The 11,854-nt window shown below is 38.5% G+C and carries 9 protein-coding genes; all 9 read left to right on the forward strand.

Annotation, left to right across the window (positions count from 1 at the left end):
- Positions 1 to 69: 69 nt before the first annotated feature.
- The 9 genes from SFC47_RS02915 to SFC47_RS02955 all read left to right on the forward strand — a co-directional run bounded on the left by SFC47_RS02915 (position 70) and on the right by SFC47_RS02955 (position 11,693).
- On the forward strand, positions 70 to 1,737 hold the full coding sequence (locus tag SFC47_RS02915) for a ribonuclease J (RefSeq protein ID WP_411252753.1): 1,668 nt from the start codon (positions 70 to 72) through the stop codon (positions 1,735 to 1,737).
- 558 nt (positions 1,738 to 2,295) lie between these two features.
- The gene (locus SFC47_RS02920; protein ID WP_411253607.1) at positions 2,296 to 3,048 is read left to right on the forward strand and encodes a ClpP family protease; all 753 of its coding nucleotides are present in this window, start codon (positions 2,296 to 2,298) and stop codon (positions 3,046 to 3,048) included.
- Positions 3,045 to 3,281: a YlzJ-like family protein gene (locus tag SFC47_RS02925; protein ID WP_411252754.1), complete on the forward strand. Its 237-nt coding sequence runs from the start codon at positions 3,045 to 3,047 to the stop codon at positions 3,279 to 3,281. The genes SFC47_RS02920 and SFC47_RS02925 overlap by 4 nt, the downstream gene beginning before the upstream one ends.
- Positions 3,282 to 3,432: 151 nt before the next feature.
- Positions 3,433 to 5,781: a DNA translocase FtsK gene (locus SFC47_RS02930; RefSeq protein ID WP_411252755.1), complete on the forward strand. Its 2,349-nt coding sequence runs from the start codon at positions 3,433 to 3,435 to the stop codon at positions 5,779 to 5,781.
- Positions 5,782 to 6,028: 247 nt separating this feature from the next.
- Complete coding sequence (locus tag SFC47_RS02935; RefSeq protein ID WP_411252756.1) at positions 6,029 to 6,754, forward strand: GntR family transcriptional regulator; 726 nt, start codon at positions 6,029 to 6,031, stop codon at positions 6,752 to 6,754.
- An 85-nt stretch (positions 6,755 to 6,839) separates the two neighbouring features.
- Positions 6,840 to 7,943 carry a BMP family lipoprotein gene (locus SFC47_RS02940; RefSeq protein ID WP_411252757.1) on the forward strand — a complete coding sequence of 368 codons (1,104 nt, stop codon included), beginning with the start codon at positions 6,840 to 6,842 and terminating at the stop codon, positions 7,941 to 7,943.
- A 201-nt stretch (positions 7,944 to 8,144) separates the two neighbouring features.
- Positions 8,145 to 9,668 (forward strand): ABC transporter ATP-binding protein, encoded by a 1,524-nt coding sequence (locus SFC47_RS02945; protein WP_411252758.1) that lies wholly within the window; start codon positions 8,145 to 8,147, stop codon positions 9,666 to 9,668.
- Positions 9,665 to 10,741, forward strand: coding sequence for an ABC transporter permease (locus SFC47_RS02950; RefSeq protein ID WP_411252759.1), 1,077 nt, complete (start codon positions 9,665 to 9,667; stop codon positions 10,739 to 10,741). The genes SFC47_RS02945 and SFC47_RS02950 overlap by 4 nt, the downstream gene beginning before the upstream one ends.
- Position 10,742: 1 nt before the next feature.
- Positions 10,743 to 11,693: an ABC transporter permease gene (locus SFC47_RS02955; RefSeq protein ID WP_411252760.1), complete on the forward strand. Its 951-nt coding sequence runs from the start codon at positions 10,743 to 10,745 to the stop codon at positions 11,691 to 11,693.
- Positions 11,694 to 11,854: the final 161 nt, after the last annotated feature.

The raw sequence follows: 11,854 nt of genomic DNA on the forward strand, positions 1-11,854 counted from the left end.
GGCAATATTGAAATGTCGAAGACCTTTAGTAAAGGAGAGCTAGACAATCAACATAGGAGGAAACGGAAATTGATAAATAGAAAAAATAGTTCCATTAAGATTATTACGCTTGGTGGTATCGGAGAAATCGGGAAAAACATGTATCTTGTCGAAGTGGACAAGGATATCTATATCATTGATGCCGGGTTAATGTTCCCCGAGGATGAAATGCTTGGCATTGATATCGTGATTCCAGACATCACGTATTTAACAGAAAACAAGGATAGAGTAAAGGCAGTATTCCTCACACATGGTCATGAAGATCATATCGGAGCCCTTTCCTATCTACTCCGTCAAATGGACGTACCTGTATATGGAACTAAACTAACTTTAGCTCTTGCAGCCGCAAAGTTAAAGGAGCAGGAATATACCGGAAGAACGAATTTTATTGAAGTAACATCGGATACGATTGTTCAGTTGGATTCTGTTGAGGTGAGCTTCTTTCGAACAAATCATAGTATTCCAGACTCGGTAGGTGTTTCGATCCATACTTCAGAAGGCAGTATTGTCTATACGGGTGATTTTAAATTTGATCAGGCAGCATCAAAGCTTTACAAGCCTGAAATTGGAAAAATGGCAGCCCTGGGAGAAAAAGGTGTATTATGTTTACTTTCAGATAGCACGGAAGCAGAAAAACCTGGGTACACTACATCTGAGGCAATTGTTGAGCGAGAGCTATCAACTGCATTCTATAATACCCGAGGAAGAATGATTGCAGCATGCTTTGCTTCAGACATTAGCAGAATACAGCATATTTTTAACGCGGCTAGAGATAATGGCCGTAAAGTAGCCGTAGTGGGCAAAAGTCTAGAGAGAATCTATCATATTGCATTAGATTTAGGCTATCTAGAGGTAAGTGAAGACCTAATAATCCCTGTAAATGAGATAAATAACTATGAAGACAGGGAAATTGTTGTATTAATGACGGGAAGTCAAGGAGAGCCAATTGAAGCCCTTCAAAAAATGGCCAAGCAATCTGCAAAGCATGTAAATATCCAGCCTGGTGATACAGTACTTATTGCTGCATCCACACTAAGAGGCAGTGAATTATTGATATCGAGGACGGTGGATATGCTTTTTAGAGCAGGAGCTAATGTGATCTCCGGAAAAAGAACACTTCATGTCTCCAGCCATGGCAGCCAAGAAGAATTAAAGTTTATGATAAACCTAATGAAACCAAAGTATTTTATTCCGGTACATGGTGAATATAGAATGCTTAAGGCACATCGGAGACTGGCACTTGATTGTGAAGTACCAGATGAGAACATTATTATCCCAGACCGTGGTGACGTGGTAGAATTTAAAGATGGAAAGTTTTCTATCAGCGGTAAAGTTCCGTCAGGAAATGTATTAATTGATGGAATAGGTGTAGGCGATGTTGGAAATATCGTTTTACGAGATCGGAGACTATTGTCTCAAGATGGTATATTAATTGTGGTTGTTACATTAACTAGGCAGGATAAGCGGATTGCGGCTGGTCCTGAAATCATTTCACGTGGTTTTGTTTATGTCCGTGAATCAGAAAAATTAATGGATGAATCCACAAAATTAGTACGTGATATCGTTCAGAAGAATATTTCTAAAGATTCCTTCGAATGGTCAAGCCTAAAACAGGATATAAGAGATGGTCTAAACAGGTATTTGTATGAAAAAACAAAGAGAAGACCGATGATTCTCCCGATTATAATGGAAGTTTAAGAATGTAGAAGCATTGGGTAACCAATGCTCAGGCTGTCGAGAAAATCTCGACAGCCTTTTTAATAACTTTAAACATTGGACCACGTATTTCTAATATTATTGTTGTACAATCCTCAAAACTCCGGATGAAGGACAAATCCTTCTGGCTGCGCTTAGGATTTGTCCTTAAGACCCTGTATGAAGGACAAATCCTCCTAGCAGAGCTTACGATTTGTCCTTAATACCCCGGATGAAGGACAAATCCTCATGTCTGCGCATACGATTTGTCCTTGATACCCCGGATGAAGGACAAATCCTCCTGCCAGCGCATACGATTTGACCTTAATACCCCGGATGAAGGACAAATCCTCCTGCCAAGACAAACGATTTGTCCTCAAATAGCATGTACAACATATAGCGAAAAAATCAGCAGGATAGACTCAGAGAAAAAAATTCCCTTTCACAACAATCTGTGCATTAGTTACCCAATGGTTCATTATTTACATATTCCATCAATCATAGAATGAAATTGTTTCATAGGTCAATACTAACGGTATCATGCGTGAAGGGAGACTTATGATGAATAAGGATATACAAAAAAGTGAATCGGGAAATCAAGAAGGGCAAGAACCTCAAAAAGAGGATAAGCCTTCTTCTTTAATGGAGAAAATACAGCAGCTAGGGCAGACAAATGTACCTCAGCTATCTTCTGACTCAAGAATTCATTGTTTAACAATTATTGGCCAAATTGAGGGTCATTTAGCGCTGCCTCCACAAAATAAAACGACAAAATACGAACATTTGATACCGCAGTTAGTAGCGATTGAGCAAAACCCTAAAATTGAAGGAGTATTGATTATATTGAATACTGTTGGCGGTGATGTGGAGGCTGGGCTGGCTATTTCTGAAATGATGGCTACACTCTCAAAACCAACTGTTTCTATTGTATTAGGCGGCGGACATTCAATAGGGGTGCCTATAGCGGTGTCATGTGATTACTCCTTTATTGCCGAAACAGCAACCATGACCATTCATCCTATTCGTTTAACGGGTCTGGTAATTGGGGTGCCGGCAACCTTCGAATATTTAGATAAAATGCAGGACAGGGTTGTCAATTTCGTAACCAAACACTCAAATATTTCTGAAGAGAAATTTAAGGATCTAATGTTTGCGAAAGGCAATCTAACACGTGACATAGGCACAAATGTCGTTGGCCCCGATGCGGTAGAGTATGGTTTGATTGACGAGGTTGGCGGATTAGGACAGGCGATGAAGAAATTAAATGAACTAATAGATCAATCTAAAGGTACAGCTGAGGGGCTGATCCAATGATTCTTTATACAACGATGCCTCAGGAATTAATCTTTCCAAATGAAACAGAAGCCTTTAGCAGGCAGCAAACTGTAACCTATCAAGGGGTATCATTAATCGTAGAACAATCTGATGCCCAAAATGTCCAGGTTATACGAATATTAAGCAGTGACCCGCAGCATTATTTAGATGAGCGCATATGTCCAGGTGCTAAAATTTCTTGTGCCAGCATTGAAGGATTGTCATCAAACTAATAGAATATTATGGTATAATAAGATACCAAGCTTAAGCAGCCATTAAAGGCTGCTTTCTTCCTTTTGTGGGTAATTTCTTCTAGTATTGCGTTTGAGTAGGCAAAAGGTTGATAATGATGATAGTACTACACTCATATAGACAGGTGATAAGATGGCGAAGAAAAAGAGAAGATCAAAAAAGAGAGATAATCATTTAAAACAAACTGTACAATACGAGCTTACCGCGCTCGCATTATTAGCGCTTGCTATTATATCGATAGCTAAATTGGGTGCGGTTGGGGAAGCAGCCGTTCTATTTTTCCGTTTTTGGATGGGCGAATGGTATATGCTCAGCTTGATTGGCCTTGTTATATTAAGCGTCTATCTTATGTGGAAACGAACTATTCCTTTTATTTTTCATATTAAATTAATTGGAATTTATTTAATCGTTTCATCTATTCTCCTTTTAAGCCATGTAACACTATTTCATTTACTAACAAATGATGGGAACTTTAAGAATCCTAGTGTTATTAGTAACACGTGGGAAATATTTATGATGGAAGTAAAAGGGGAAACTAGCACAATTGACCTTGGTGGAGGAATGATTGGCGCCGTCCTTTTTGCAATGTTTCACTATCTCTTTGCTGAAACTGGCACAAAGATTATTGCTTTTATCTTTATTCTAATAGGATTTATTTTACTTACAGGTAAATCATTCGGAGAATTTATTGCAAAAATAGGAACAGCGATGGTTGAATTTTCTAAGGGACAATGGAGTGCATTCCAATTAGATATGGAAGAATGGAAGCAGAAAAAACAAGAACGGCGGGAAGAAAGACGAGTACAACAGCAGCGAGAACGTGAAAACAGAGCAGCAGCATCCCTCCAGCCTGAAATCAATCACCCAATACAAAATGATCAGGACGAAATGGTGATACCTGAGCCGGTAATCTCAAGCTTTGCTGATCGTGCTTATCCTGATGAAGAACCGCAAAGAGCAAAACGACGGAAAGAAGATACAAAAGGTAAGGAGGCTGAACAGAAGGCAGAAGAGGAAGATAACACACCGCCGATTACCTTTACGGAGGTAGAGAATGTTGCATATGAATTACCACCTTTAAGACTTCTAAAGCTTCCAAAGAAAACAGACCAAAGCGGTGAATATGAATTAATTCATGCAAATGCAGCTAAACTGGAAAGAACCTTTCAAAGTTTCGGGGTGAAAGCACGAGTAACACAAGTACATCTCGGACCGGCTGTCACAAAGTATGAAGTACATCCCGATGTAGGGGTTAAAGTAAGTAAAATAGTCAGCTTGAGTGATGACCTGGCATTAGCACTAGCTGCTAAGGATATACGAATTGAAGCGCCTATTCCTGGAAAGTCAGCAATTGGAATTGAGGTGCCAAATTCAGAGGTAGCAGTTGTATCACTAAGAGAAGTGTTAGAAGCAACCCAAAATAATAAACCAGAGGCAAAGCTGTTAATTGGTCTTGGAAGGGATATTACAGGGGAAGCAGTTCTTGCTGAATTAAATAAAATGCCTCATTTGCTCGTGGCTGGTTCAACCGGAAGCGGAAAAAGTGTTTGTATAAATGGTATTATCACCAGTATTTTGATGAGAGCTAAGCCTCATGAAGTCAAATTAATGATGATTGACCCTAAAATGGTGGAATTAAATGTTTATAATGGAGTCCCCCATCTACTAGCACCAGTGGTAACGGATGCAAAAAAAGCATCACAAGCTTTGAAAAAAGTTGTCAGTGAAATGGAAAGACGATATGAACTATTCTCTCATACTGGAACACGGAATATAGAAGGGTACAATGATCATATCAAGAGGCATAACATCGAGGAAAATGATAAACAGCCGCTTCTGCCATATATCGTCGTCATTGTGGACGAGCTTGCTGATTTAATGATGGTTGCTTCATCTGATGTTGAGGATTCCATTACAAGACTTGCACAAATGGCGCGGGCTGCGGGAATACATCTGATAATCGCTACACAGCGTCCATCGGTGGATGTAATTACGGGAGTAATTAAAGCAAATATCCCTTCTAGAATTGCCTTTGCTGTGTCGAGTGCCACCGATTCAAGAACGATTTTGGATATGGGCGGTGCAGAAAAACTGCTGGGCCGAGGAGATATGTTGTTTTTACCAGTGGGTGCTTCAAAACCTGTTCGTGTACAAGGTGCCTTTTTATCAGACAATGAAGTAGAAGAAACGGTTAATTTTGTTATTGGGCAGCAAAAAGCACAATATCAAGAAGAAATGATACCAGATGATACACCTGAAGCAGTGGGTGAGGTAGATGATGACTTATATTCAGATGCTGTGGATTTAGTTATTGAAATGCAAACAGCTTCTGTTTCCATGTTACAACGTCGTTTTCGTATTGGATATACAAGAGCGGCACGCTTGATTGATGAAATGGAAGCACGAGGGATTGTCGGGGCATATGAAGGCAGTAAACCTAGAGCAGTATTACAATCTAAACAAAATGAAGAAGTAAATTAAAAAAGAGCCTAATGGCTCTTTTTTTTTTCGAAAATATTCCCATCTCATTTAGACAATAATAAATTATAGCAGATTTAAGAGTAAAAAGACCTATCTATTTTTGTTACTTTTCGACAAATTTTGTTTTTTCGACAATTTTTTGAATATCTATTTCCATATGCCTAAAAAAGTGGTATATTATTTTCGATTAGTAGGAATGATTATACATCAGATGTCTGATGTCTTAGGAAAAGCTGGAGGTACCCGCATGTCTATTAAGCTAGATAACCGACATTTATACCTGCAAGTTATTGATCGGTTAAAACAAGATATCGAACAAGGAGTTTACAAAGAAAAAGAAAAGCTTCCTTCCGAATTCGATCTTGCCAAACATCTCGGTGTAAGCAGAGCCACACTTCGAGAGGCACTACGCATACTTGAGGAAGAAAACGTTATCATTCGCCGTCACGGTGTAGGAACGTTTGTTAACTCTAAGCCGCTGTTTATGTCTGGGATTGAACAACTTAATAGTGTTACTGACATGATATTTCAGGCGGGGATGAAACCAGGAACAATTTTTTTAAGTTCATCAACTGTTGGAGCCACTGAAGAAGACATTCGTCGTTTCTCCTGTTCAGCAAATGAGGAAATTGTGATCATGGAGCGAGTAAGAACTGCAAACGGGGAACCTGTTGTGTATTGCATCGACAAGGTACCTGAAAAAATCTTGCCAGAAACTTTTTCCCATGGAGAGGAATCCATTTTTTCCATTTTGGAAGAGGAGGCAAACCGAAAGATTACATACGCGGTTGCTCAAATCGAACCAATTGGTTATCATGAGAAAATTTCTCCCATTTTAGAATGTGAACCAGAAACAGCATTGCTTGTTTTAAAGCAAATGCATTTTGATGAGATGGATGAACCTGTGCTTTTTTCGGTAAACTACTTTAAAGCAGATAAATTTAGCTTTCAGGTCCTAAGAAAAAGATTTTAATTTCTGTAGTAAGGAAGCATATTCATGTCTGCAAAATAGTACATTTCTACTAAATCAAACAAACATAAATAGGGGGTAAATTGCCTTGAAAAAACGTAATTTTGGCTTGGCCATGTCATTGATTCTAGGTGCAGGCACAGTGTTAGGAGCTTGTGGCGGCGCTGACGACAAAGATACTGGCAGTAAGGATAATGGTAAAGATTCAGTTAAAATCGGTATGGTTACCGATGCTGGTACAATTGATGACAAATCCTTTAACCAAGGTACTTGGGAAGGTATTCTTAAAGCTAAAGATGAGCTTGGAATTCAAGAAAAATATCTTAAGCCGGCTGGAACTACAGAGGCAGAGTACCTAAAAGAAATGGGTAATTTATATGATGCAGGCTATAAGTTTATCGTAACACCTGGATTTAAGTTTGAAACTGCTGTATTCCAGGCTCAAGATAAATATAAAGATGCAAAATTTGTTATTCTTGATGGTAATCCGCATTCTGGTGATTTCAAACCAGTTGTTAAAGAAAACACAGTTGCCGTTTTCTTTGCTGAACAAGAATCAGGTTTCTTAGCGGGTGTAGCTTCTGCTCTTGAATTAAAAGAGGGAGAGGCTGGATTCATCGGTGGTATGGAAATTCCAGCTGTTCAAAAGTTTAACTGGGGCTTCCAGCAAGGTGTTAAATACGCTAACGAGAACTTAGGCACAAAACTTAACATTAAAGCTGAAAACGTATTATACCAAGGATCATTTGATAACGTTGCTGCAGGTGGACAAATTGCTGCACAAATGTATGACCGTGGTGTAAATGTAATCTTTACTGCTGCTGGCGGAGTTGGTGTAGGTGCAATCAACGAAGCAAAAACACGTGCAAAAGCAGGAGAAAAAATCTGGATTGTTGGAGTTGACTCTGACCAATACGCAGACGGTATTTATGAAGGTGAAAAATCAATTATCTTAACTTCAGCAATGAAGAAATTAGATAACGTAACATTCGACTTAATTAAGCGTGAGTTAGATGGTGATTTCCCTGGCGGTGAAACATTAACGTTTGATGCTAAAAACGATGGTATCGGTCTTCCAGAAGAAAATCCAAACTTAAGCGATGAAACAACTACTAAAGTAAAAGAAGTATTTGAAAAAATTAAGTCTGGCGATATAAAAGTTGCGGCTGAGCAAGGCAGCTTACTTAAGTAAAAAAAGCATAAAAGAGACGGTTTTACCCGTCTCTTTTATGCCTTTTAGCTTAAAGGTTCTGCCAACTAATCATATTCCTAGAGTAAGGAAATAGTGGTTTAATATATTCCTTTTGAAAACAAATTTCCTTCAGTGATGAAGTGATAGGGGACTCCCTATTTTCGAAAGAAACCCGAGTCTAATAAAAAGGTGAGTGCTACTATGAGTTATGTGGTTGAAATGCTGAATATTAGGAAAGAATTCCCTGGTATTGTGGCAAATGATAATATTACCCTGACATTAAAAAAGGGGGAAATACATGCCCTGTTAGGTGAAAATGGTGCTGGTAAATCAACACTCATGGGTGTATTGTTCGGCATGTATCAACCTGAAAAAGGGATTGTTAAAATCCGGGAGAAGGAAGTAAAAATAACTAGTCCTAATGTTGCCAATCAACTTGGGATTGGAATGGTCCATCAGCATTTTAAATTAGTAGAAAATTTTACAGTTACAGAAAATATAATACTGGGCAGTGAGCCTTTAAAAGGGTTAGTCCTCGATATTGACAAGGCTGCAAAAAGAATTGAAGAACTATCGAAACATTATGGATTAAATGTTGATCCGCATGCAAAGATTGAAGATATTTCCGTTGGTATGCAGCAAAGAGTAGAAATTATGAAGATGCTTTACCGTGAAGCCGAGGTTCTTATTTTTGACGAACCAACTGCAGTTCTAACTCCTCATGAAATTGATGAATTAATGAAAATCATGCGTAACCTTATTAATGAAGGTAAATCCATTATTATTATTACACATAAATTAAAGGAAATTAAAGCGGTTGCAGACCGTTGTACGGTTATTCGACGTGGAAAAGGAATTGGAACGGTTAACGTAAAAGAAACAAGCGAGGCACAGATGGCAGAAATGATGGTTGGCCGTCAAGTTAACTTTAAAGTGGATAAGAAAGCTAGTACACCAGGTGATGTTGTACTTCAAATAGATTCTATTTCTGTGAAAAATAACAGAAAAGTAATGGGACTGAAAAACTTCTCTGTTGAAGTTAAACGAGGAGAAATAGTCGGTATCGCTGGAGTTGAGGGGAATGGTCAATCTGAACTCGTAGAAGCGATAACGGGACTTAGGAAAGTAGAATCAGGAAAAATTTTATTAAAAGGAAAAGAAATAACAAATATTCCAATTCGCCAAAGAATTGAAAGTGGAATTGGTCACATCCCTGAAGACAGACATAGGCGGGGACTTGTTCTCGATTATACACTAGAAAACAACATGGTATTAGAGGTCTACAATAAACGTCCATTTGCGAAGGCTGGATTATTAAATGGGGCTGCTATTAAGAAATATGCTAAAAGTATACTAGAAAACTTTGATGTTCGTTCCGGTGAAGGCGGTGCATCAATTGCTAGGACTCTATCTGGGGGTAACCAGCAAAAGGCAATCATCGGGCGGGAAATGGAATTAGATCCTGATTTGCTTATTGCTGTACAACCTACACGAGGATTGGATGTGGGATCGATTGAATATATCCACAAAAGATTAATCGAGCATCGCGATAAAGGAAAGGCTGTTCTTCTCGTTTCTTTAGAGCTTGATGAAGTATTGCAGCTTTCAGACCGAATTGCCATCGTTAATAATGGAGAGTTAATTGGTACAGTTAATGCTTCTGAAACGAATGAAAATGAGGTAGGACTGATGATGGCCGGAGTGAGTAAGGAGAGAAGCGTATGAGAAACACCATTGTTTCATTAATATCAATTATTCTAGGATTAATCGCCGGAGGCTTACTGATGCTCTTTATTGGGGCAAGTCCGGTTGAAGGTTACACGTATTTATTCCAAGGTGCATTAAAAAATATATCACGTATTGGTGATACTCTTGCAACGGCAACACCACTAATTTTTACTGGTCTAGCGGTGGCGTTTGCCTTCCGTACAGGTTTATTTAATATTGGTGCTGCTGGTCAAATGTTAATAGGCGGCCTTCTTGCTACTGCTGTTGGTTTAACGTTTGATCTTTCAAGACCGATATTAATTCTTGTAATGTTACTAGCTGGAATTTTAGGCGGAGCATTATGGGCATTTATTCCAGGATATTTTAAAGCAAGATTTAATGTACATGAAGTTGTATCAACGATCATGATGAACTGGATTGCTTATTGGACAGTTTATTATGTGGTTCCTGCGTATTTTAAAGGCGGGACCGAAACAGAATCAAAACTAATCTCAGAAACAGCTTCCTTAAAAACTCCTGTGCTGTCTGAAATGTTTCAAGGGTCTTATATAAACTTGGGAATTTTCTTTGCGATAATTGCTGTAATTGTGATTGCATTTATTATTAATAAAACAACTTTAGGATTTGAATTAAAAGCTGTAGGATTCAATCGACATGCAGCAGAATATGCAGGTATGAAAGTTAATCGCAATATTATCTTATCCATGTTAATATCAGGTGCTCTTGCGGGTCTGGGTGGTGTAGCATTATACACTGGTAATGCTTCTAGTATCCAAATTGGAATTTTACCAACACAGGGCTATGATGGAATTGCCGTAGCATTACTTGGAGCAAACTCTCCCGTTGGAGTATTCTTTGCAGCACTCCTATTTGGAATTCTTTATTCCGGGACAGGCTTTATGAACGCGATGATCGAGATCCCGCCGGAACTTGCAAATACAATCATTGCCATTATTATTTACTTTGCTGCTACTAGCGTTCTGATTCACCGTGTATTAAATAAATTCCGTAAGACTCGTTCAAATGCAAATGATGTAAATGGACCTGTTGGCAAGAAGGGAGATGCATAATATGTGGGCAATAATTGAACAAATATTCCCTTACGCAATTGTTTTTACAATTCCACTTCTTATTACAGCTTTAGGTGGTCTATTTAGTGAACGAAGCGGTATTGTAAATATCGGTTTGGAAGGTTTAATGATTTCAGGAGCATTTGCGAGTGCAATAACTGTTAACTCTCTGCAAGATAGTATGTCTGGATCAGCGGTATTATGGGTTGGGTTATTAGTAGCGGTGGTAGTAGGTGTTTTGTTTTCTCTATTACATGCATTTGCCAGCATTAACTTAAGTGCTGACCAAGTTATCAGTGGTACAGCGATAAACATGATTGCAATGGCTTTGACGGTTTTCTTAGCTAGAAATATAACTGGCAGCGGTAATATTCGTATTACCAGTGGTTTTACACCTTTTGATGTCCCGATTTTATCTCAAATTCCGATTATTGGGGATTTATTGTTTACCAAAACGTATGCAACCACTTGGTTTATTTTATTAGTACTGCTCGTTAGTGCGTTTATTCTTAATAAAACAAAATTTGGCTTGCGTTTAAAGTCTTGTGGTGAGTTTCCTCAGGCTGCTCAAGCAGCAGGGATAAATGTAGTAAGAATCCGTTATATCGGCGTTATGCTTTCTGGTGCTTTAGCAGGACTAGGCGGAGGAATCATTATTTTAACCTATGCAGGTGAATTTACAGGTTCTGTTTCCGGTCTAGGATTCTTAGCACTTGCTTCCTTAATTTTTGGTCAATGGAGACCGCTTGGAATCTTAGGAGCAACATTGTTCTTCGGATTTGCGAGTACGGTTGCTAACGTATCACAAGTAATTCCTGAATTGGCAGTTATTCCGCCAATTATTTTGAAAATTTTTCCATATGTTGTAACATTAATTGCTTTAGTTATCTTTTCTAAATCTTCACAAGCACCTAAAGCAGCTGGAGAACCATTTGATCCAGGTAAACGTTAAAATATTTTTTGGAAACAGGCTGGCTAATGAGTCAGCCTGTTTTGTTATGTAAAAGTATTAATATGAAGAGTATATAGCTTGTAAAAAACAAGCCTGGCAAATTATAGTAAGAATAAGGGTTTATTACAATGGAAATGATGTAAAATAACCGGATGAATGCT

This window comes from Neobacillus niacini, from assembly GCF_046591715.1.
Lineage (GTDB): Bacteria > Bacillota > Bacilli > Bacillales > Cytobacillaceae > Neobacillus > Neobacillus niacini_L.